The following is a 22,382-nucleotide window of genomic DNA, read 5'->3' as shown; positions in this document are numbered from 1 at the left end:
GGGTGCCAGTGCGCGCCCTGTTCGGGTCATCCGAACGAGGCCGTGCGCTTGCGCCAGGCGGACCGGCACCCGCGACGACGGCCCCGCCCGGTGGCATGAGGCATAAGACCGGCCAGCGCTGGCCGGCAAACACCTGTACCCAGGAGGGTATGCCCGTGACTACCGCGACAAAGGTTGCGATCAAGCCGCTCGAGGACCGCATCGTGGTCCAGGCGAACGAGGCTGAGACCACGACGGCTTCCGGCCTCGTGATCCCCGACACCGCCAAGGAGAAGCCCCAGGAGGGCACCGTCCTGGCGGTCGGCCCCGGCCGGATCGACGACAAGGGCAACCGCATCCCGATCGACGTTCAGGTCGGCGAGACGGTCCTCTACTCGAAGTACGGCGGCACCGAGGTCAAGTACGCCGGCGAGGAGTACCTGGTGCTCTCCGCCCGCGACGTCCTCGCGGTCATCGAGAAGTGACCTACTGACAGTGCTTTCCGCCCTGGCCCGGGACCCCGGGTCAGGGCGGCGGTGCGTGAAGGGACCATAAATGGCGAAGATTCTCAGCTTCTCTGACGACGCCCGGCACCTGCTCGAGCATGGCGTCAACACGCTCGCCGACACGGTCAAGGTCACCCTCGGCCCGCGCGGCCGCAACGTCGTCCTGGACAAGAAGTTCGGCGCGCCCACGATCACCAACGACGGTGTCACCATCGCCAAGGAGATCGAGCTCTCCGACCCGTACCAGAACCTCGGTGCGCAGCTGGTCAAGGAGGTGGCGACCAAGACCAACGACGTCGCCGGCGACGGGACCACCACGGCGACCGTGCTCGCCCAGGCGCTGGTCCGCGAGGGCCTGCGCAACGTGACCGCGGGTGCCAACCCGATCGCGCTCAAGCGCGGTATGGACCAGGCCGCCGAGGCCGTCTCCAAGGCGCTGCTGGCCAAGGCCGTCGAGGTCGGCGATCACAAGGCGATCGCCAACGTCGCCACGATCTCGGCCCAGGACCCGACCATCGGCGAGCTCATCGCCGAGGCGATGGAGAAGGTCGGCCGCGACGGTGTCATCACCGTCGAGGAGGGCTCCGCCCTCAGCACCGAGCTCGTCGTCACCGAGGGTCTGCAGTTCGACAAGGGCTTCATCTCCCCGAACTTCGTGACCGACGCCGAGTCGCAGGAAGCCGTCCTCGAGGACGCCTACCTGCTCATCACCACCCAGAAGATCTCCAGCGTCGAGGAGATGCTGCCGCTGCTGGAGAAGGTTCTCCAGGCCAGCAAGCCGCTGCTCATCGTGGCTGAGGACGTCGAGGGCCAGGCGCTGAGCACCCTCGTGGTCAACGCCCTGCGCAAGACCTTCAAGGTCGTCGCGGTCAAGGCGCCCGGCTTCGGGGACCGCCGCAAGGCGATGCTGCAGGACCTCGCGATCGCGACCGGTGGCGAGCTGATCGCCCCCGAGCTCGGTTACAAGCTCGACCAGGTCACCGTCGACATGCTGGGCACCGCCCGGCGCGTCGTGGTCGACAAGGAGAACACGACCATCGTCGATGGCGGCGGCAAGAAGGCCGACATCGAGGACCGCGTCGCGCAGATCCGCAAGGAGATCGAGGCCTCGGACTCCGACTGGGACCGCGAGAAGCTCTCGGAGCGGCTGGCAAAGCTCTCCGGTGGCATCGCCGTCATCCAGGCCGGTGCCGCGACCGAGGTCGAGATGAAGGAGCGCAAGCACCGCATCGAGGACGCCATCGCGGCGACCAAGGCCGCGGTCGAGGAGGGCACCGTCCCGGGCGGCGGCGCCGCCCTCGCGCAGATCGTCTCCGCGCTCGATGGTGACCTCGGCCTCACCGGCGAGGAAGCGATCGGCGTCTCGATCGTCCGCAAGGCGCTCGTCGAGCCGCTGCGGTGGATCGCGCAGAACGCCGGTCACGACGGTTACGTCGTGGTGGGCAAGGTGTCCGAGCTCGGCTGGGGCCACGGCCTCAACGCGGCCACCGACGAGTACGTCGACCTCGCCGCCACCGGCATCATCGACCCGGTGAAGGTGACCCGCAACGCGGTCTCCAACGCCGTCTCGATCGCCGGGCTGCTGCTCACCACGGAGAGCCTCGTGGTCGAGAAGCCGGCCGAGGCGGAGCCCGCCCAGGGCGGTGGCCACAGCCACGGTGGCCACGGTCACCAGCACGGTCCGGGCTTCTGATCGAATAGCACGTAAGGGCGCGTCGCTTCCCGCGGCGCGCCCTTTCTCGTGTGTGATGCAGGATTCGGGGAAAGGTGCGCGGATGATCGTCGTAGTGGAGGGCCCCACCGCGGCCGGGAAGACCTCGTGGTGCCGGCGTTATGTCGGCAGGTACGTGCCCGAGTCGCGCGCTGCGGTCCGGATGGAACCCGACGAGGTGGCGCTGGCCCGGCACTGGGTGCGGGTGGGCATGGAGCGCTGGGAATCGGCGTGCGAACGGGAACGGGAGGACGGCGTCGCGTTCTGTGACACCGACCCGGTCAAACTGCACTACGCGTGGGGCATGGCGGCGCTCGGGCTGGCGCCGAGGGCACGGTTCGACCGGGAGCTGGCGGTGACCCGGGAGGCGTTCCGCAGCGGGCGGCTCGGGTTCGCGGACGCCGTACTCGTCGCCCTGCCGGACGCGGGGACGTTGCTGCGCCGCAGGGACGGTGACGAGACCCGGCGCCGGCGCAATTTCGCCGCGCACGTCCAGCTCCGGGAGCCGTTACAGCAGTGGTACACCGCCCTCGACAGCCTGTCACCGGGGCGCGTGTTGTGGGACCTGCCGGTCGAGGGGGTGCCGAAGCTGCCGGAGCCCCGTGCCGACCGGTGCGCCGTGGAGCTGCTGGACTCCCTGGTCGGGGCGTTGCCCCCGCTGCGGGCAGCCGTCATCGGTTCGTAAGCGTTGCGCGATCTTCGAGGGTGCACCATGGAAGCGTGAAGCTCACCCTCCGCGCGGGCCTGGCCGGGATCGCGGCCGCCGCCGTGGCCGTCGGTCTCGCCGAGATCGTCGCCGTGTTCACCGGTCCGTTGTCGTCGCCGCTGCTCGCCGTCGGGGGCGTGGTCGTCGACAACGTGCCCGCGCCGGTGAAGGACTTCGGCATCTCCGTCTTCGGCACGCACGACAAGACCGCGCTCATCACGGGGACGGCGATCCTGCTCGGTGTTTACGCCGGCCTGGTGGGAATTGTCGCGCTGCGGTCCTGGCTTTGGGCGTACGCGGGAATCGCGCTCTTCGCCGTGATCGGCGTGACCGCCGCAGTCACCCGGCACGACGCGGGGGTGTTCGCGGCCCTGCCCTCCCTCATCGCGGCGGCGGTGGCGATTTTTGCTCTGCGCCGGCTTGTTCCCCTGGCCCAGGCGGTGGAGCCGGTCGACTCGGACTCGAGACGGCGTTTCCTCATCGGGGTCGGCATCGTGGCGGGCGTCGGGGTCGTCGGCGGATTCGCCGGGCGGCTCTTCACCTCGAGCCGGGCTGTGACCGAGGCGCGCAAATCGGTCGTGCTGCCCAAGCCCAGTGCCGCCGTCCCCACGGTCCCGGCCGGTGCCCAGGTTGCGGGGGCGACGCCGTACGTCTCGTCGAACGAGAGTTTCTACCGGATCGACACGTCGCTCTACCCGCCGCAGGTCGACCCGGCCACCTGGCAGCTGCGCATCCACGGCATGGTCCGTAACCCGATCACCATCACCTGGGAGCAGCTGCTGCAGCGGCCGATGGTCGAGCGGTACGTCACGCTCGCCTGCGTGTCCAACGAGGTCGGTGGCGACCTGATCGGCAACGCCCTCTGGCTCGGCACCGCGCTCAAGGACCTGCTCGACGAGGCGGACCCACTGCCCGACGCCGACCAGGCGGTGGCCCGGTCGGCCGACGGCTGGACCTGCGGCAGCCCCACCGCCGTCCTGCGGGACGGCCGCGACGCGCTGCTGGCGATCGGCATGAACGGCCAGCCGCTACCGGTGGAGCACGGCTTCCCGGTCCGCATGGTCGTCCCGGGACTGTACGGCTACGTCTCCGCCTGCAAGTGGGTGACGGAGATCGAGCTGACCCGGTTCACCGACTTCGACGCGTACTGGGTGCCGCGGGGCTGGTCGGCGCTCGGCCCGATCAAGACGGAATCGCGCATCGACACCCCGAAGGACGGCGCCAAGAAGCCGGCCGGTCAGGTGATGATCGCCGGCGTGGCCTGGGCGCAGCACCGTGGCATCAGCAAGGTCGAGGTGCAGGTCGACGACAACGCCTGGGAGGCGGCGACCCTGGCGCCGGCGGTTTCTGCCGACACGTGGGTGCAGTGGTCCTACGCGTGGCAGGGCACCAAGGGCGACCACCGGATCCAGGTCCGGGCCACCGACGCCGAGGGTCAGACGCAGACCGAGGAGGGGGCGCCGCCGGCTCCGGACGGCGCCACGGGCTGGCACTCGGTCGAGGTCACCGTCGACTGAGCCGACCGGCCACGTTGGCGCCGGCGACCCCCGCCACCTCGATCAGCACGACGGCCGCCGCCCAGCCCGGGTGCCCGAGGAAGGCGACATAGCCGGCCAGCGCCGCGCAGAGCGTGACGGCGAGGATGCCGAAGATCTGCCCGCGACGTGCGGCGGAGTGTGCCAGCCGGGCCAGCTCCATCCGGTCGGCCTGATCCCGCTCGGCGAGGGTCAGCAGACAGCGCTTGATGTCCTCGTCCGGGGTCTCGACGGCGAGCTTGAAGTACTGCGACGTCGTCGTCATCAGTTCTGGTAGCCCTGAGCGTCGGTCATGACCGTGACCATCGACTCGTACGTGGCCCGGCCGTCCAGATCGAGCAGCGAACCCACGCCGATCACCGTCGGCCAGAGCCCGGGCACCGACTGCCTCGTGTCCAGCAGGGTGAGCAGTCCCTCGACGTCGGGTGTCGTTTCTCTGACAGGCTCGGCTCGTTTTCGTTCGGCGACCGTCGCTGCCAGGGCGCTGACCGCGCTGTCGATCAGGTCGAGGCGGGAGGCCATCCGGCTCGCACCCGTAGCGGCGTGATCGTGGTCCTGCCGGAGGCTCTCGAGCACCGACGAGATGTGGACGATTGCCTGCTCGATGCGGTCGAGGCGGTCCGGCTCGGTGGGCTTGATGTCGGTTCCGGGCATGTCCGCCTGCGCTCCGCTCCGGTGACTCGCTCGCTGGGTTCCCGGAGCGTATCGCCGTGGTTCCGCGGGCTGCGCACGTTTGCGGGTATCCGGTCAGCGCTGCGCACTCCGGATAACCGTGTCACGCGAAAGCCGCACTTTTCGTCCGACGTCAAGGCCAAGTTCGCTCATACGGTGGCTTGCATGTCCACGGATGCGGCTGACATGCCGTCGAATACGCCGACGCGGCTCCCGCAGGGGAACCGCGTCGTCAGCTGTGTTGTTGTGCCGCGCTCGGTGCGCCGTCAGGCCGCAGGTGCCTGCCGTTGTGCCGGAACCGTCGACTTGTGGGGCCGGCCGAGGCGTGCCTCGAGCCGGACGAGGTCGACCCGTCCGTGATGCCGATCGGCAAGGTCTTCCCAGCCGACCGCGAGCAGCCGCAGCCGCTCCGCCTCGGTCAAACCTCCCCAGACCCCGTAAGGCTCACGGACGGCCAGCGCGTGTGCTGCGCACTCCGCCCGCACCGGGCAGGCGCCACACATGCTCTTGGCCTTGGCCTCGCGGCGATTGCGGGACGACCCGCGCTCGCCGTCGGGGTGAAAGAACTGGGTACTGTCCCGGCCCCGGCAATTACCGAGTCGCTGCCAATCCCAAAGGTCGGCGATGGGCCCGGGCAGTCTGCGAACGTTCGACATCAACACCCTCCTCCCGCGCGGCACCGCGGAGTGTTGTCATGAGGGGCCCTGGCTCAGGCCTGCCGCCCGTTTACCCCGGCACACGCCGGATCACACACGAGTTGTCGATGTCTTCGTCAGCCGTATCGCATCGGTGCCGCGAACCCTACCGATGTTTCCCATTTTTTCCATCTAAAGCGCGTAATGCTGCGGCCCTCGCGTGATCTCCTCTGAGAGAGAAGGAGGATCACTGTGCGTACCGTCCTCGTGTGCGTCCGTACCCCACTAGCGGCCCAGACCGTCGCGTCCACCGCGGCCCGGCTCGGCATGACCGGTGTCGTGCGGACCGCGGTGAGCGAGACCGAGGCCATGATCCGACTGGCTGAGAGGCCGGCCGAGGTTGTCCTGGCCGACACCGCCGTGACCCGTCCCGACAGCGTCGGCTTCACCCGGCGCGTACTCGCCCGCGCCCCACAGGCACAACTCGTTCTCTTCGGCGCGGAAGACCCCCGGGTCGCCGCCGCCGCGGTCGCCGCCGGCGCCCGCGGTGTCATCCGCGGCGTCGAGCACGACCTGGTCAGCGTCGTCGCCAAGGCTCTACTTCTGTTGCTGTTGCCGGTCCGCCCGCAGGGCATGCCGATGAACGGCGCGAATGCCCAGCCCGCGGCGGTGGGTCAGGCGGGCCGCAACAACAACTCGGCGGCCGCGCGCGGCCTGCACCGGGAAGGCCTCGCAATGGCGGGCACTCCCAACGCGGCCGGCGTACCCGCCATGTTGCCGAACTCCCCGATGGTCCCCGCGCAGCGTGGCGACGGCCCGGACATCGACCCGGTCACCGGCCGCCCGCTGGTCTGGCCGGGCAACGACGGCCGCCCCGGCGAGGCCGCCCCGGCAGGCCGCCGCCTCACCCTCACGGAGCGTGAGCTCCAAGTTCTACGAGGAATGGCCGACGGCAAGAGCAACGCCGAAATCGGCCGCGAACTCTTCGTCTCCGAAGACACAGTAAAAACCCACGCCCGCCGCCTCTTCCGAAAACTAGGCGCCCGAGACCGAGCCCACGCAGTAGCCGCCGGCTTCCGAGCCGGCCTAGTGGCCTAACACTCCCGGTCACCCACCGCCAACTTGGTTGCGCCTGACCCCCTCCAGCCCAGGCGCACCCCAAAACAACCCACTAAACCCGCTAAACCCCATATTTCTAGATCCACCCAGTAAACCGCGTTTTCCCAGATCCAACCCAGCGACCCCCGCTTTTCCAGATCCAACCCAGTCACCCCCGCTTTTCCAGATCCAACCCAGTCAGCCCCGCTTTCACAGATCCAACCCAGTCAGCCCCGCTTTTACAGATCCAACCCAGTGAACTGGCTCCGCACTTCGCCCGTCGATGTTGAGGGTGCCAAAAAGCAGACCGCGGCGCTTTTCCGTGGTCTGCTTTTTGGTGCACTCGACATCGGCTCCCAGGGGCGAAGTGCCCGCCGAGCGAAGCGAGGCCAGAAACTCAGGGAGGCCAGTTACAGACCCACCCAGCTCAGCTTCGCTCGCTTTTTCACAGACCCACCCGGCTCTGCTCCGCTCGGTTCTTACAGACCCACCCAGCTCGTTGCGCTCAGTTTGTCGCTCACGGCGCTCAGGGTGCCCGGCCGTGGTGGGTGGTTGCCGAGGTGGTGGGTGTTTGCCGTTACAGACCCACGGAGCCGTATTGCGCTCAGTTCACAGACCACGACGCTGGGTAGCGCTCTGTTTTGCAGACCACGGAGCTGTGTAGCGCTCGGTTCACAGACCACGGCGCTGGGTAGCGCTCTGACAACCCACCTAGCTAGCGTCGTCGTCCGTGCCCTCTGTCAGCGTGTCGTGAACGCCATCTGCATAACCGCGCGCATATTCCCACGTGACGTAGTGGTCCGGATCCGGGTCGTAAGCCGGCTCATGCACCCTGGGCCGCCCGGACGACAGCAGATGCCGCAGGTTGCCCCGGAGCAGATCCCAGTCGAAGTAGTGCGGCTCGTGACAGTCCTCGCACTCGATCACCAGCCCACGGATGCCCGTAGGACTCAGCAACGCCTGGTAAATCTCCAGGTCGGAGAGGTCCTCGAGGACGTCCTGCCGCTCGGCCTCGGTCAGCGGTTCCTGCTCGGCGTCCTCCGAGAGGTCGTCGAGTCCGGCGGCCGGGTCGGCGGGGTCGCCGTTGAACGGGTCGATCGGCTCTTCCTGCACGATGTCTACCGTACCCACCTGAGGGCAATGTGTGCTGGCCCGCACCTGCTGTCCGTCCCCACGGGTAACGACTTGACGATGGGTAGGATGTAACACTCGGCCTCTCCTGTAGGGATGATCTGTGGAAAACGACTCCGCGCGCACGGTTCCTCTCGGTCTTACGTTCGACGACGTCCTGCTCCAGCCAGGCGAATCGGACATCGTGCCGAGCCGGGTCAACACGGTCACCCGGATGTCTCGTAACGTCGAGCTCTCGATCCCGTTGCTGTCCGCCGCGATGGACACGGTGACCGAAGCGAAGATGGCGATCGCCATGGCCCGCGAGGGCGGCATCGGCGTGCTGCACCGCAACCTTTCGCCCGAGGACCAGGCGGCCCAGGTCGACCTGGTCAAGCGCTCCGAGTCCGGGATGATCACCAACCCGGTCACGTGCAGCCCCGACGACACCCTGCGTGAGGTCGACCAGCTCTGTGGTCGCTACCGCATCTCGGGTGTGCCCGTGGTCGACGGTGAGGGCGTGCTCGTGGGCATCGTCACCAACCGCGACATGCGCTTCGTCACCGACGACTCCGCCAAGGTGCGCGACGTCATGACGAAGATGCCGCTGGTCACCGCCGAGGTCGGCGTCAGCAAGGAAGCGGCCCTGGCCCTGCTCCAGCAGCACAAGGTCGAGAAGCTTCCGCTGGTCGACGGTGGCGGCCACCTGCGTGGGCTGATCACGGTCAAGGACTTCGTCAAGACCGAGCAGCACCCCAACGCCACCAAGGACGCGCAGGGCCGGCTCCGGGTCGCCGCTGCGATCGGTGTCGGTGACGAGTCTTACAAGCGCGCCCGCGGCCTGATCGAGGCCGGCGTCGATGTGCTCATCGTGGACACCTCGCACGGCCACCAGCGCCAGGTGCTCGACATGATCGCCCGGCTGAAGAAGGACGCCACGATCGACATCGTGGGCGGCAACGTCGCGACCTACGCCGGCGCCAAGGCGATGGTCGAGGCCGGTGCCGACGCGGTCAAGGTCGGCGTCGGGCCCGGTGCCATCTGCACCACCCGCATCGTCGCCGGGGTCGGCGTGCCGCAGATCACGGCTGTCATGGAGGCCGCCCGCGCCTGCAAGCCCGCCGGTGTCCCGGTCATCGCGGACGGCGGCATCCAGTATTCCGGCGACATCGCCAAGGCGATCGTGGCCGGCGCCGACTCGATCATGCTCGGCGGCCTGCTGGCCGGCTCCGAGGAGAGCCCCGGTGACCTGATCTTCGTCAACGGCAAGCAGTACAAGTCCTACCGCGGCATGGGCTCGCTCGGTGCCATGCAGTCGCGCGGCCAGGCCAAGTCCTACTCCAAGGACCGCTACTTCCAGCACGACGTCGCCGAGGAGAAGCTGGTCCCCGAGGGCGTCGAGGGTCAGGTGCCCTATCGCGGCCCGCTGTCCCGGGTCGCGCAGCAGCTCGTCGGCGGGCTCCGGCTCGCCATGGGCTACGCCGGCGCCGAGACGATCCCCGACTTGCAGCAGAAGGGTCAGCTCATCAGGATTACCGCTGCGGGACTGAAGGAGAGCCACCCGCACGACATCCAGATGACGGTCGAAGCCCCCAACTACCACTCCCGCTAAATTCTAAGAAGGACCTTCCAACCGCCCCACCCACCGCCCAAATACGGACTGAAGGGTTTTTCTGATGCGCGACGTGGTGGAGATCGGTCTGGGCAAGACGGCCCAGCGCGGGTATCACCTGGACGACATCGCGATCGTCCCCAGCCGCCGCACCCGGGACGTGGAAGACGTATCCACCGACTGGAAGGTGGACGCCTACCCGTTCCGGATCCCCTGCGTCGCGCACCCGTCGGACGCGACCATGAGCCCGGCCTCGGCCATCGCCCTCGGTCGCCTCGGCGGCCTGGGCGTGCTCAACGCCGAAGGCCTCTGGACCCGCTACGAGGACCCGAGCAAGATCCTCGAAGAGCTCGCCTCGCTCGACGAGGAAGCCGACGCCACCAAGCGCCTCCAAGAGGTCTACGCCGAGCCGATCCGTCCCGAGCTGATCGCCGAGCGCGTCCGCACCATGCGTGAGGGCGGCATCACCGTCGCGGTCCGCGTCTCCCCGCAGCACACCCTCCAGCTCGCCCCGGTGATCCTGGACGCGGGCGTCGACCTGCTCGTCATCCAGGGCACCCTGGTCAGCGCGGAGCACGTCTCCACCACCGACGAGCCCCTCAACCTCAAAGAATTCATCGCCGACCTCGACCTTCCCGTCATCGTCGGCGGCTGCACCGACTACAAGACCGCCCTGCACCTCATGCGCACCGGCGCGGCAGGCGTCATCGTCGGCATCGGCGCGGACGAGTGGTCCACCACGGACACCGTCCTCGGCATCCGCGTCCCGATGGCGACCGCGATCGCCGACGCCGCCGCGGCCCGCCGCGACTACCTCGACGAGACCGGTGGCCGCTACGTCCACCTCATCGCCGACGGCGGCATCTCCACCTCGGGCGACATCGCGAAGGCAATCGGCTGCGGCGCCGACGCCGTGATGCTCGGTGAGCCCCTCTCTCTTGCCGAGGGCGCACCCGCCGGCGGAGCTTGGTGGCATTCGGCGGCTTCTCACCCGAGCCTTCCGCGCGGCGGTTTCTGCATCGCGGGCGAGCCGGACGGGACCATGGAGGAGTTGCTTTACGGGCCGGCTTCCCGGGCTGATGGGCAGCTGAACCTGTTCGGCGGTCTCAAGCGGGCCATGGCCAAGTGCGGATACAGCGACGTTAAAGAGTTCCAAAAAGTGGCGCTCGTTTTGGATAAGTAGGTTTTGCGTCACGGTTGGGTTCGGGGGCGGGCATTGCCTCACGCAGGGCGGTCAGGCTTGATCCCTGCGTGAGGCAATGCCCGCCCCGAACCCGTTGTGGTCACCCCCGGTTCCAACACTCGCTGTTGCTTTGCGCGCTTGGTGGCTGGATTAGTTAGGGCGCGTGGGGTGGGGGCGGGGTCTGTCTGTTTTGGACAGTAGGAGGGCCGATGTGGCGGTGAAGGCTGCTGCTACGGCGAAGGGGAGGCCTGGGGTGGCGTGGGTCAGGGACCAGGCGAAGGCTGCTGCGGCCGTTATCGGGACGAGGGTTTCTGCGGTTGCGCTGATTGCGGTCAGGGCGCCTTGGACTGTGCCTTGTTCTGTGGGGGTGGCAGTGGTGGAGATCCAAGATTGAGCTGCTGCCGGGCCGAATGAGCTGAGTACGGCGACTGTTTGAACGGCGTAGAGCTGCCATGGTGCGTTTGCGAAAGCGGTGCCGGTAAGAGTGGCGACCGTGAGTGTGGCCCCAAGGACCGCAGCGCGTTTCACTCCAAGGCGGTGGATGATCGGGGCGACCGCTGTGGCTTGGAAGAGGGCGCCGGCCAGGGCAGCGCCGGCCATTACCAGGCCTATGTGGGCGGTGGACCAGGTGAATTGGGTGGTCAGGTAGAAGGCCCAGGTTGACTGGTGGGTCATGCGGGCGATGTCGCTGTAGAGGCGGGCGTGGGCGAGGCGGCCGAGGGTGGGGCGGCGGAGGACCGCCGTGAGGGCGCCGATGGGGTTGGCCGTTCGCAGGGTCAGCGGGGTCGTGCGGTCGCCGGGGCGGGATTCGGGGAGGACGAACCAGCCGTAGGCGACGTTGGCGAAGCAGAGGGCGGCCGCTGCGAAGAACGGCAGGCGTACGTCCATTGCTCCCAGCAGGCCGCCGATGGTGGGGCCGGCTACGAAGCCACAGCTGAAGGCTGCGCCGATCAGCCCGTACGCGCGGGCCCGGCCACGGGGTTCGATGATGTCCGCGACGTACGCGTTGACCACGGTGTTCGTGCCCGCGCAGGCACCGGCCAGGGCGTGGAAGGCCAGCAGCGTCCACGGGTCCGGGGAGATCGCGTGAGCCAGCCAGTCGACGCCGAGGCAGGCCAGCGAGGTGAGCAGGACCGGGCGGCGGCCGTACCTGTCGGAGAGCTGTCCCAGCAGCGGTGCGACGACGAATTGCAGCAGGCCGAACGTCGAGCCGAGCAGGCCGGACCAGCGGACCGCGTCGGCGGCGTCCCCGGTGACCGTGGTCAGCAGGGCCGGGACGATCGGCACGATCAGGCCCAGGCTGAGCAGGTCGAGAAAGACGGTGATGAGCAGGAAGGAGAGGGCGGGCGCCCGGCGCATTACGGCTCCTGAGTGTCGAGAGGGCAGGGGCCCCCTCGCGACTCACGGCTGGCCGGAGGTACGGAGGATCAGATTATCTGTGCTGTCAAGCCGGGAGCGGGGTCGCGCGGAAGAAGAAGGAGACCCAGGAGCGGAGGGGCTGCCAGGCGTCGGTGATGGCGCGGAACTCGGTGGGCGTCGGGGGTTCCGGAAGCTCGTAGGCGTGCTGGATCGCGGTGAGCAGGCGGGACTCGGTCGTGGGGGCGATGTCGGGGGAGCCGGCTCCGCGGATGAGGATCAGGTCCGCGGAGAAAGGGCCGATTCCGGGGAGCTCCTGCAGGCTGGCCAGGGCTTCTGCGGCGGGGACGGCGCGTAGTGCCCTGGTCGTGAGCGTTCCGTCGAGGGCCGCCGCGGCGAGGGCGTGCAGGCGTTCTAGTTTGACAGGGTTGACGCCGGGCAGGGCCTGCGCCTCCAGGATCACCTGGGGTGACGGGAACGCGGAGCGCGTACCGAGCTCGCGGGTGATGCGTTGTTTGTGGGCCGTTGCCGTGCGCCTCGACGTGCGCTGGGACAGGACCGCCCAGCAGGCCGCCTCCCACGGGGTCCAGAAGCAGACCGGTCGCAGTCCCGGAGCCGCGGCGAGCAGGCGGGCCACGACCGGGTCGCGGCCTGCGATGTCGGTGAGGGGTGTGCCATCGATGTCCAGCGAGAGGATTCTGGCGACCTCGTCCTCGACCGGGGCGGTCATCGTCAGGTTGACCTTGCGGCCGGATTGCGAGACGCGGATGTCGACGGGCTGCCAGTCGCTCTCCGAGCAGTAGGAGAAACACAGGTCAGTGCCGTTCGCCGGCAGTTGGGTAGCCGGCCATGCCTCAAGGAAGGCGATAGCGCGGGAGAGCTCGAACTCGCCCCTGGGCTCGATGGTGGCCTGGTGATCGGTCATGGGTGTCAGGATACTGACATCAAACGCCTCCGGAAGGGAAGGGCTGAAGCCAGGGCGACGTAGCCTCGTACGGACGTGACGAGCGGGGGAGCGGTTACATGCGGGCAGGAATCGCGGCGGCGGCCATCGTCGTGCTTGCGATCGGCGGGTGCACGGCGGACGGTGAGAAACCAGCGGAGCCCGTCAGGAGCACGGCGCCGACGGTTGCGGCGAGCTTCACGCCGGGGGCTGAGGGTGCTGGTGACCCGTACTTCCCGACCTACGGCAACGGAGGGTACGACGTCGCCGGGTATGACCTGAACCTGCGCTACGACCCCACGTCGGGGCAGCTCGACGGCACCGCGACGATCACGGCGACCGCCACGCAGGACCTGTCGAGTCTCCACTTCGACCTGGCGACGCTCGTCGCGAGCAAGGTGACCGTGGGTGGGCAGCCGGCGACGAGCAAGGCTGACGGGAACGAGCTCGTGGTCACTCCCGCGGCGGGGATCGTCAAGGGGACCGGCTTCACCGTGGTCGTCGATTACGGGGGCAGGCCCGCACCTCTGACCAACGATGCGCTGGGCGTGGGCGGCTGGCTGCGTACCAAGGATGGCGCTTTTGCCCTGGGACAGCCGGAATCGGCGAGCACGTGGTTCCCGGTGAACGACCACCCCAGCGACAAGGCGACGTTTGCGCTGGCCATGGCCGTGCCCGACGGGGTGGAGGCGATCAGCAACGGGGTGGCGGGTGAGCGCAGCACCGCGGCCGGCTGGACCACCTGGCGGTGGAGCGAGGACAAGCCGATGGCCAGCTATCTGGCGACCGTCGTCATCGGACAGTACCGGGTGCAGAGCTCGACCCATGACGGCAAGCCGATGGTGATCGCGATCCCCGACTCGCTGCCCGCGGACGGACCGGCCGCTCAGTCCATGGCTCTGACCGGGGAGATCGCCGATTATCTGGTCACCCTCTTCGGGCCCTATCCGTTCGACGCGTACGGCGGGGTGGTGATCGATGACAACCGCGTCGGCTACGCCCTCGAGACCCAGTCCCGCCCCGTCTACGGCAACGTCTTCTTCCGGGAGCGCAGCAACCCGACGGTCGTCGCGCACGAACTTGCCCACCAGTGGTACGGCGACAGCGTGGCCCTCGAACGCTGGCAGGACATCTGGCTGAACGAGGGCTTCGCGACGTACGCGGAATGGCTCTGGCAGGAGCACAAGGGTGAGGAAACAACGCAGCAGGCGTTCGATCGGGCATATCGGGACTTCGACTGGAAGACGCCGACGGGCGATCCCGGCGCGGACAAGATTTTCGGCGACGCCGTCTACCAGCGCGGCGCGATGGCCGTGCACGCTCTCCGCAAAACCATCGGTGACCAGGCGTTCTTCGCTCTCCTGAAGTCGTGGCCGGCCGAGCACCGCGACGGCAACGCCACCACCGCGGAGTTCATCGCGGCGGCTGAAAGGGCATCCGGAAAGGACCTGACGTCCTTTTTCCGGGCCTGGCTGGAAAGTCGTACTCAACCAGCGCACCCCTAGCGGCGTCTATTTCTATGTGCGAGTCGTGGTGGCGGGTGCCCTGGTCCTGATGCTCGCCGGCTGTTCAGCCGGCGACGCACCGGTCCCGGTCATGCCCGCCAGCCCGAAACCCGTCGTGTTCTCCCCGGGAAGCTCGGGCATCGGTGACCCGTACTTCCCCTCGGCCGGCAACGGCGGTTATGACGTGGGCAGATACGACCTGAAGCTGCGTTACGAACCGAGTTCCGGCCGGCTCGACGGCACCGCGACCATCACCGCCACCGCCACGCAGAACCTGTCGGGCTTCCACCTCGACCTCACCGGCCTGACCGTCCGCGAGGTCACTGTCAACGGGCTCACCGCTGTCACCAGCGCGAGCAGCGCCGAAGTGGCCGTCGCGGCGCCGACCGGCATCAAGCGCGGCAAGAAGTTCACGGTCGTCGTCAGTTACGGCGGCACCCCGCGGGAGATCAAGACCCCCGTCGTCGGTCCGGGCGGGTGGCACAGGACCGCCAGGGGAACGTACGCGCTGGGCGAACCGTTCTCCGCCGGCGCCTGGTTCCCCGCGAACGACCACCCGGCCGACAAGGCGGCGTTCGCGCTGGAGATGACCGTGCCGCAGGGGCTCACCGCGATCAGCAACGGCATCCCGGGCAGGTCGACCAGCAGGGACGGCCGGACCACGTGGCGCTGGTCGCAGGCCGCTCCGATGGCGACCTACCTGGCCTTCGTGGCGATCGGTAAGTACCGCGTCACGACCAGTACCCATCAGGGAAAGCCCATGATCACCGCGGTGCCGGCCACGATGTCCGCGAACGCGCCCGAGGCCCGCGCGCTCGCCCGCACCGGGGAGATCGCGGACTGGTTCGAGAAGCGGTTCGGGCCGTACCCGTTCGACGCGTACGGCGGGGTGGTGATCGACGACCCCGGGCTGGACTCGGGGCTGGAGACCCAGACCCGGCCGGTGTACAGCCGGCACGCGCTCGACGGCTCGTCGCGTCAGAACACCGCCGTGATCGCGCACGAGCTGGCCCACCAGTGGTTCGGCAACAGTGTGTCGCTGACCCGCTGGCAGGATTTCTGGCTGAGTGAGGGCTTCGCCACGTACGCCGAATGGCTGTGGCTCGATCAGGAGGGCGGCCCGACGGTCGAGCAGACGGTCCACGAGCAGTACACCAACTACCCCTGGCAGGTGCTGCCCGCCGAGGACCCGGGGCCGGACGGGCTGCTCTCGTCCGGCCCGTACGAGCGGGGTGCGATGGCGCTGCACGCACTGCGTACCAGGATCGGTGACACCTCGTTCTTCAAGCTGCTGCGGTCCTGGACCAAGACGCACGCGAACGGCAATGTCACCACCGCGGACTTCATCGCCGCCGCCGAGCGGATCTCCGGTCAGAAGCTCGGCGAGTTCTTCGACGTCTGGCTCTCCGGGAGCTACCGGCCTACTTATTGATCAGCTTCGGGTGGCCGGCGAGGAACGCCGCGGGTTTCCCGGCGGCGACTGCTTTCAGGTACGCCCGGCCCTCCGCGCTGAGCTGCTCGCCGACGTAACCGCCGCCGCTGGACACCGAGTCGCCCGGCAGGTCGACGAGCTTGATGGACGCCGGGGTCAGGTCGCGCAGCGCGTACGCGTACTCAACAGCGGATCGTGACCCGGTCAGCAGCAGCGAGTCGCCGAGCGCGGTGATCACGGCCTGCAGTTTGCTCGAATCGGTGGCGAGCCCTGAGCTCTCAGCCTTGGTGAGCAGCGCCCTGACGAGCTGGCGCTGGTGCCGGGTGCGGTCGTAGTCGCCGTTCGGGAGCCCGTACCGCTGCCGGGCGTAGTCGATCGCCTGCCAGCCGACCAGCGTGCGCGTTCCCGGAAGGTAGACGGCCTGTGGCCCCACGTAGTCGCCGCCGCCCGCCTTGAGCGGACGCATGCTGCCGTCGGGCTTGCGGTGGTGCGACACGACCTTCTGGTCGATGGTGAGCGTCACGCCGCCGAGCGCGTCGGTCAGCTTGGCGAGGCCGCCGAACGTCAGGACCGCGCCGGCGTCGAACTTCTTGATCCCGGTGTACGCGCTGATCGTCTTGGCGAGCAGCTCATAGCCCTGCGGCACGTTCGCCTTGTCGGTGCCCTTGACCCGGGCGCCGTACGCCATCGCCTCGGTCAGTTTGTGTCGTCCACCCGGATATCCGTTCTTGGCGAAAGCGGGGATGTCGACGCGGAGGTCGCGCGGCAGAGACGTGAGATATGCGGTCTTGAGTCCGGCGTCGACGTGCAGCAACATGATGGAGTCCGAGTGCGGCTGCCAGTCCGCCACGCTGACCCGGGTGTCCACCCCGAGCAGCAGCAGGTCGAGCGGCCCGGTGATGTCGGAACCGGGCGACGGCGAAGGTGTGGCGCTCGGCGAGGGTGCCAACGGGACACTCGCCACGGCGCTCGGCGCGGTGCTCGCGGTGTCCTCGTCGTCGCCGCTGCGGAGGGCGAAGGTGATGCCCGCTCCGGCGAGCAGAAGGACAACAACCGCTGCCGCCGCCGTCCACAAGATCGTCTTTGTCCGCATGATGGAACAGTAGGCGACACTTTCAAGCAGCTCAATGACCCAAGATCTCGCTTGATGGAACAGGGACTAGCCAAACATGAAATCCGTCTTAAGCTGACCGCCGCGATCCGCCGGGCGAGCGGATCAAACGGGGAGGCACGGCTTGAAGAAGCATGTCGCACGACGCCTGGTCGTCGGAGCGCTGTCCATCGGAGTCATCGCGGCCTCGGCCGTGGCGCCTACGGTGGCAACGGCGGGCGAAGCGCCGGTCCGCCTGATCATCGGTTTCAAGGCCGGTACCGACACCACGGCATCGGCAAACACGGCGTCCGCCCTAGGCGCCAAGTTCACCAACCTGACCGCCGAGGCGAAGGCGGCCCTCGCGCCGCTGGGCGTTCAGACCATCGAGGTGCCCGCGTCGCGTCAGGCCGCCGTGGCCTCCGTGCTGCGGCGTGACCCGAGCGTCGCGTACGTCGAGGTTGACGGTAAGGCCCACGTGGCCGACGTGGTGCCGGACGACCCGGAGTACACCAACGGCAACCAGCCCGAGGCCGACCAGGTCAAGTGGCCGACCGCGTGGTCCAAGACCACGGGTTCCGCCATCAAGATCGCTGTGGTCGACACCGGTGTGGCCAAGGTCGGCGACCTCACCGGCGCGGTTGCCGGTGGCTACAACTACTGGGCCAACACGGGCAACACCACGGATGACAACGGACACGGCACCGCCGTCTCCTCGCTCATCGCGGCCCGTGGCAACAACGGCGCCGGCATGGCCGGTGCCTGCTGGAGCTGCACGATCATCCCGGTCAAGGTGCTCAACGCCGACGGGATGGGCTACGCCAGCGACATCGCCAAGGGCATCACCTACGCGAGCAACGTCGGCGCGCAGATCATCAACCTGTCCATCGGCCTCGACGGTTACAGCCAGGTCGTCGCCGACGCGGTGAAGTACGCCAACTCCAAGGGCGTTCTTGTCGTCGCCGCGGCGGGCAACGAGGGCACCGGGACCAAGATGTACCCGGCGGCGCTGCCGGACGTGGTCTCGGTCGGCGCTACCTCGTACCGCTCGGACGGCCGGGTCTACTTCTCCAACTACGGTGACAGCTGGGTCGACCTCGCGGCTCCCGGCGAGTACGTCACCACCATGGCGACGAACGGCACGTACAACAGCGACTACAGCGGCACGTCGTTCTCGTCGCCGATCGTGGCCGGTGTGGCCGGGCTGATCAAGTCCGCTCACCCCGACTACAACAGCTGGTCGCTGCAGCAGGTGCTGTTCTCGTCCGCTCGCAAGATCGGCACGTGGAACAAGTACGGCATGGTCGACGCGGGTGCGGCTGTCAACCGGGGTACCGACCGGGGCAAGCCGACGATCAGCATCTCGTCGCCGGGCAACGGCTGGCGCATGCACGGCAAGGTCACGATCAAGGCCACCACCGGCGACGACTGGTCCGGCGTCAAGTACGTCGACCTCTACGTCAACGGCACGTGGGTCTCCCGCGACAATGCCGCGCCGCACCAGTTCACCTATGACACCAAGGGCAAGAACGGGAAGGTCACGTTCCTGCTGAAGGCGACCGACCGGGCCGGCAACCAGACGTCCACCACCAAGTGGATCACCGCCGACAACATCACCCCGAGCGTAAGCATCACCAGCGCCCCGAAGAACAAGGCGAAGGTGAAGGGCACCGTCACCGTCAACGTGAAGGCGTCCGACAAGAACGGCATCAAGAAGGTCGAACTTCTGATCAACGGCAAGGTCAAGGCGACCGACACCACTTCGGGGTACGTCCTGAAGTTCAAGGCCGCCAGCCAGCCGAAGACGATGAAGATGCAGATCCGCGCGTACGACAACGCGGGCAACGTGAAGTACGTCGCGACGCGCACCTACACGCGCTGAGCGGTAGCTACCTGATCGCACCCGGTGCGGTCCGATTTTCGGATCGGAGCGCACCGAGTCTGGTCGCATGATTCTGAACGCGGTGACGGCCGGCCTCCTCGCACTCTCCGGGAGCCCGGCCGTTTCTGCGCCCGTGGCAGCCGACCCCGTCACCCTGGTGGTCGGCTACCGGACCGGCGCCCCCACCACCGTCGAGGTGCCCGCCGGCCAGGTGAGCCAGGCCACGAAGGCGCTGCGTGCCGACCCCGCGGTCACCTACGTCGAGCCGGACCACATCGCCCGGATCGCCACGAACGACCCCTCCTACTCGGGCCAGTGGGGGATCGCCAGGACCGGCGTCGACGTCGCCTGGGGGACCACCCACGGCGCGAGCGGTGTCGTGGTCGCCGTACTGGACACCGGCGTGACCGCGATCCCGGACCTCGCCGGCCGGCTGCTGCCCGGCAAGGACTTCGTCAACGGCGACAACGACGCCACCGACGACGAGGGCCACGGCACGCAGGCCGCCGGCGTGATCGCTGCCGCCGGCAACAATGGGATCGGTGTCGCCGGCATCTGCTGGAACTGCCGGATCCTGCCGGTCAAGGTGCTCGGCAGCAACGGAATGGGCAGCTACAGCGACATCGGTGCGGGCATCCGCTGGGCCGCGGACCAGGGCGCCGACGTCATCAGCCTCTCCCTGGGCGCTGCCGACGACAGTCAGCTCCTGCGTGACGCGGCTGCGTACGCAAGCGCCAAGGGTGCCCTGGTCATCGCGGCAGCGGGCAACAGCGGCAAAACGGTCAAGCACTACCCGGCCGCGATTCCCTCGGTTCTCGCGGTGGGCGGCTCGACGCAGAGCGACGAGCGCTACCCGTGGTCGAACTACGGCAGCGACTGGGTCGATATCGCGGCCCCCGGCTGCAACCTCGCACAGTCGATGAAGCAGGTCGCCGGCCAGTACTGCGGCACCTCCTCCGCGACACCGTTCGTCGCCGGGGTCGCCGCGCTGCTCGCGTCGACCACCCCGAAGCCCGACGCGGCGACCATCCGCTCCGCGCTGGAATCCACCGCCGTCAAGATCGGCGGAGACTGGGTCGGCTCCGGCCGGGTCGACGCCGGGCGGGCCCTCGCCGTCGAGAAGTCGATGCCGCTTCCCGACGACACCGTGGCGCCGGTCACGTCGTTCTCCTCGCCGGTATCGGGCGCGCTGGTCCGGGGCAAGGTCGCCGTTACCGCGCGAGCCACCGACGACGTCGACGTCGCCAAGGTCGAACTGCTCGTGAACGGCAAGGTTGTGGGTACGGACCGCTCGTCGCCGTACGCGTTCACGTGGGACTCCGGCGCGATCCGTGGTGCCTCGGTGACGCTCGGGCTGAAGGCGTACGACCGCGGTGGGAACGTGGCGAGCGCCACCCGCACTCTGCGGGTCGACAACGGGGCGCCGACCGTCAAGATCACCAGCGGCCCGGCGAACGGCACCCGCAAGATCCGCGGCACGAAGTACGTCACCGCCACGGCCTCCGACGCCAACGCCATCCGGCGGCTGGAGCTGCAGGTCAATGGCAAGGTGGTGCAGACCTACGCGGGCACGTCACACCGGTTCGCGGTGGCCACGGCTCGATACGGCAAGACCATCTCGGTACGCGTACGCGCGTACGACCGTGCCGGAAATGTCGCCTCAACGCCGGTCCGCAAGTGGTACCGCTGAGGTCCTCTCGGGGCGCCTGCCCACGTCGGTAGACTCGCTGTCCATGAGCACACCGCGCCCCGTCCTAGTCGTCGACTTCGGCGCCCAGTACGCCCAGCTGATCGCCCGCCGGGTCCGGGAGGCGCGGGTCTACTCCGAGATCGTCCCGCACTCGATGCCCGTCGCCGAGATGCTCGCCAAGAACCCCGCCGCGATCATCCTCTCCGGCGGACCGTCCAGTGTGTACGAGCCGGGCGCGCCCTCGCTCGACCCCACGCTGTTCGACAACGAGGTGCCGGTCTTCGGCATCTGCTACGGCTTCCAGGCCATGGCCCAGGCGCTCGGCGGCACGGTCGCGCACACCGGCTCGCGGGAGTACGGCCGCACGGTGCTGTCCCCGGCCGCGGAGGCCGGCACGCTCCTGCGTGAGCTCCCCGAGGGCCTGCCGGTCTGGATGTCGCACGGCGACTCCGTGGCCGAGCCCCCGGCCGGCTTCACCGTGACAGCCTCCTCCCCGGGAGCGCCCGTCGCCGCCTTCGAGGATCTCGCCTCCCGCCGCGCCGGCGTGCAGTTCCACCCCGAGGTGGCGCACACGGAGCAGGGCCAGGAGATGCTCAAGCGTTTCCTCTACGACATCGCCGGCCTCGAGCCCACCTGGACCTCGTCCAACATCATCGACGACCAGGTGGCCGCGATCCGCGCCCAGGTCGGCGACAAGCAGGTCATCTGCGGCCTCTCCGGCGGCGTCGACTCGGCGGTCGCGGCGGCCCTGGTGCACAAGGCCATCGGCGACCAGCTCACGTGCGTCTTCGTCGACCACGGCCTGCTGCGCGCGGGCGAGGCCGAGCAGGTCGAGAAGGACTACGTCGCCTCCACCGGCATCCGGCTCAAGGTCGTCGACGCCGCCGACGTCTTCCTCGGCCACCTCGCGGGCGTCACCGACCCCGAGCAGAAGCGCAAGATCATCGGCCGCGAGTTCATCCGCACCTTCGAGGCGGCGGCCCGCGAGCTCGACGAGGAACGCCACATCGAATTCCTCGTCCAGGGCACGCTCTACCCCGACGTGGTCGAATCCGGTGGCGGCACCGGCACGGCGAACATCAAGTCCCACCACAACGTCGGCGGCCTCCCCGACGACCTCCAGTTCGCCCTGATCGAGCCCCTCCGCACCCTCTTCAAGGACGAGGTCCGCGCCCTCGGCGCCGAGCTCGGCCTCCCCGAGGAGATCGTCCAGCGGCACCCGTTCCCCGGCCCCGGCCTGGCCATCCGCATCATCGGCGCCGTCGACCGCGACCGCCTCGAGATCCTGCGCGCCGCCGACCTCATCGCCCGCGAGGAGCTCACCGCCGCGGGTCTCGACCGTTCGGTCTGGCAGTTCCCGGTGGTCCTGCTCGCCGACGTCCGCAGCGTCGGGGTCCAGGGCGACGGCCGCACCTACGGCCACCCGGTGGTCCTGCGGCCCGTCTCGTCCGAGGACGCGATGACCGCCGACTGGTCCCGGTTGCCCTACGACGTGATCGCCACGATCTCCAACCGGATCACCAACGAGGTGCGCGAGGTCAACCGGGTCGTCCTGGACGTGACCTCCAAGCCGCCGGGCACCATCGAGTGGGAGTAAGCCCCCACACGTTTCTGGCCGGGGTCGTGGCTGCCCGCTCTGAGAGCGGGCAGCCCGGCCCCGCTTTGCTGTGCGGTACGCCGCGGCCCGCTGTGCGGTGCGCCGCGGCCCGCTGTGCGGTGCGCCGCGGCCCGCTGTGC

At 68.7% G+C, this 22,382-nt stretch carries 19 protein-coding genes; 12 read left to right on the top strand and 7 right to left on the bottom strand.

What is annotated here, in order from left to right; translation table 11 throughout:
- Positions 1 to 155 precede the first annotated feature (155 nt).
- The 4 genes from groES to Ahu01nite_RS10820 all read left to right on the top strand — a co-directional run bounded on the left by groES (position 156) and on the right by Ahu01nite_RS10820 (position 4,419).
- Complete coding sequence (gene groES / locus Ahu01nite_RS10835; RefSeq protein WP_498370755.1) at positions 156 to 464, top strand: co-chaperone GroES; 309 nt, start codon at positions 156 to 158, stop codon at positions 462 to 464.
- A gap of 70 nt (positions 465 to 534) precedes the next feature.
- Positions 535 to 2,178: a chaperonin GroEL gene (groL, locus tag Ahu01nite_RS10830; protein ID WP_203836343.1), complete on the top strand. Its 1,644-nt coding sequence runs from the start codon at positions 535 to 537 to the stop codon at positions 2,176 to 2,178.
- 82 nt (positions 2,179 to 2,260) lie between these two features.
- On the top strand, positions 2,261 to 2,881 hold the full coding sequence (locus Ahu01nite_RS10825) for a hypothetical protein (protein WP_203836342.1): 621 nt from the start codon (positions 2,261 to 2,263) through the stop codon (positions 2,879 to 2,881).
- Positions 2,882 to 2,916: 35 nt separating this feature from the next.
- Positions 2,917 to 4,419, top strand: coding sequence for a molybdopterin-dependent oxidoreductase (locus Ahu01nite_RS10820; RefSeq protein WP_203836341.1), 1,503 nt, complete (start codon positions 2,917 to 2,919; stop codon positions 4,417 to 4,419).
- On the opposite strand, the gene Ahu01nite_RS10815 is transcribed toward Ahu01nite_RS10820, so the two are convergent.
- From Ahu01nite_RS10815 to Ahu01nite_RS10805, 3 genes are all read right to left on the bottom strand, one after another.
- Positions 4,406 to 4,702 (bottom strand): hypothetical protein, encoded by a 297-nt coding sequence (locus Ahu01nite_RS10815; protein WP_203836340.1) that lies wholly within the window; start codon positions 4,700 to 4,702, stop codon positions 4,406 to 4,408. The two genes, Ahu01nite_RS10820 and Ahu01nite_RS10815, sit on opposite strands and share 14 nt — an antisense overlap.
- Entirely contained in the window at positions 4,702 to 5,091 is a 390-nt protein-coding gene (locus Ahu01nite_RS10810; RefSeq protein ID WP_203836339.1) for a hypothetical protein, read from the bottom strand. The genes Ahu01nite_RS10815 and Ahu01nite_RS10810 overlap by 1 nt, the downstream gene beginning before the upstream one ends.
- Before the next feature lie 284 nt (positions 5,092 to 5,375).
- A complete protein-coding gene (locus Ahu01nite_RS10805) occupies positions 5,376 to 5,765 on the bottom strand; it encodes a WhiB family transcriptional regulator (RefSeq protein ID WP_203836338.1) in 390 nt (129 codons plus the stop codon).
- A 231-nt stretch (positions 5,766 to 5,996) separates the two neighbouring features.
- Here Ahu01nite_RS10805 and Ahu01nite_RS10800 point away from each other — a divergent pair, with 231 nt between their 5' ends.
- Positions 5,997 to 6,842, top strand: a complete 846-nt coding sequence (locus Ahu01nite_RS10800; protein ID WP_203836337.1) for a response regulator transcription factor — start codon at positions 5,997 to 5,999, stop codon at positions 6,840 to 6,842.
- Positions 6,843 to 7,553: 711 nt separating this feature from the next.
- Here the strand turns inward: Ahu01nite_RS10800 and Ahu01nite_RS10795 are convergent.
- A complete protein-coding gene (locus Ahu01nite_RS10795; protein WP_203836489.1) occupies positions 7,554 to 7,955 on the bottom strand; it encodes a DUF5319 domain-containing protein in 402 nt (133 codons plus the stop codon).
- 121 nt (positions 7,956 to 8,076) lie between these two features.
- Here Ahu01nite_RS10795 and guaB point away from each other — a divergent pair, with 121 nt between their 5' ends.
- Both guaB and Ahu01nite_RS10785 read left to right on the top strand, forming a co-directional pair.
- Positions 8,077 to 9,564 carry an IMP dehydrogenase gene (gene guaB, locus Ahu01nite_RS10790; RefSeq protein WP_203836336.1) on the top strand — a complete coding sequence of 496 codons (1,488 nt, stop codon included), beginning with the start codon at positions 8,077 to 8,079 and terminating at the stop codon, positions 9,562 to 9,564.
- A 64-nt stretch (positions 9,565 to 9,628) separates the two neighbouring features.
- On the top strand, positions 9,629 to 10,747 hold the full coding sequence (locus Ahu01nite_RS10785) for a GuaB3 family IMP dehydrogenase-related protein (protein ID WP_203836335.1): 1,119 nt from the start codon (positions 9,629 to 9,631) through the stop codon (positions 10,745 to 10,747).
- 150 nt (positions 10,748 to 10,897) lie between these two features.
- Here Ahu01nite_RS10785 and Ahu01nite_RS10780 read toward each other — a convergent pair whose 3' ends face one another.
- Positions 10,898 to 12,106, bottom strand: coding sequence for an MFS transporter (locus tag Ahu01nite_RS10780; RefSeq protein WP_203836334.1), 1,209 nt, complete (start codon positions 12,104 to 12,106; stop codon positions 10,898 to 10,900).
- A gap of 85 nt (positions 12,107 to 12,191) precedes the next feature.
- Positions 12,192 to 13,028, bottom strand: a complete 837-nt coding sequence (locus Ahu01nite_RS10775; protein WP_203836333.1) for a DNA-3-methyladenine glycosylase family protein — start codon at positions 13,026 to 13,028, stop codon at positions 12,192 to 12,194.
- A 98-nt stretch (positions 13,029 to 13,126) separates the two neighbouring features.
- Here Ahu01nite_RS10775 and Ahu01nite_RS10770 point away from each other — a divergent pair, with 98 nt between their 5' ends.
- Positions 13,127 to 14,551 (top strand): M1 family metallopeptidase, encoded by a 1,425-nt coding sequence (locus Ahu01nite_RS10770; protein ID WP_203836332.1) that lies wholly within the window; start codon positions 13,127 to 13,129, stop codon positions 14,549 to 14,551.
- Between the two features lie 49 nt (positions 14,552 to 14,600).
- On the top strand, positions 14,601 to 15,983 hold the full coding sequence (locus Ahu01nite_RS10765; RefSeq protein WP_203836488.1) for a M1 family metallopeptidase: 1,383 nt from the start codon (positions 14,601 to 14,603) through the stop codon (positions 15,981 to 15,983).
- Here Ahu01nite_RS10765 and Ahu01nite_RS10760 read toward each other — a convergent pair.
- Positions 15,973 to 17,076 carry an LCP family protein gene (locus tag Ahu01nite_RS10760; protein ID WP_203836331.1) on the bottom strand — a complete coding sequence of 368 codons (1,104 nt, stop codon included), beginning with the start codon at positions 17,074 to 17,076 and terminating at the stop codon, positions 15,973 to 15,975. The two genes, Ahu01nite_RS10765 and Ahu01nite_RS10760, sit on opposite strands and share 11 nt — an antisense overlap.
- 142 nt (positions 17,077 to 17,218) lie before the next feature.
- On the opposite strand from Ahu01nite_RS10760, the gene Ahu01nite_RS10755 reads away from it, so the two are divergent.
- From Ahu01nite_RS10755 to guaA, 3 genes are all read left to right on the top strand, one after another.
- Positions 17,219 to 18,955 carry a S8 family serine peptidase gene (locus tag Ahu01nite_RS10755; protein WP_203836330.1) on the top strand — a complete coding sequence of 579 codons (1,737 nt, stop codon included), beginning with the start codon at positions 17,219 to 17,221 and terminating at the stop codon, positions 18,953 to 18,955.
- Between the two features lie 67 nt (positions 18,956 to 19,022).
- Positions 19,023 to 20,645, top strand: coding sequence for a S8 family serine peptidase (locus Ahu01nite_RS10750; RefSeq protein ID WP_203836329.1), 1,623 nt, complete (start codon positions 19,023 to 19,025; stop codon positions 20,643 to 20,645).
- A gap of 43 nt (positions 20,646 to 20,688) precedes the next feature.
- The gene (gene guaA / locus Ahu01nite_RS10745; protein ID WP_203836328.1) at positions 20,689 to 22,242 is read left to right on the top strand and encodes a glutamine-hydrolyzing GMP synthase; all 1,554 of its coding nucleotides are present in this window, start codon (positions 20,689 to 20,691) and stop codon (positions 22,240 to 22,242) included.
- The last annotated feature ends 140 nt before the right edge of the window (positions 22,243 to 22,382 follow it).

The sequence above is a fragment of the Winogradskya humida genome, assembly GCF_016862215.1.
Lineage (GTDB): Bacteria > Actinomycetota > Actinomycetes > Mycobacteriales > Micromonosporaceae > Actinoplanes > Actinoplanes humidus.
The sequence above is the reverse complement of the archived record's forward strand: the minus strand, read 5'-3'. Positions and strand labels throughout refer to the sequence as shown.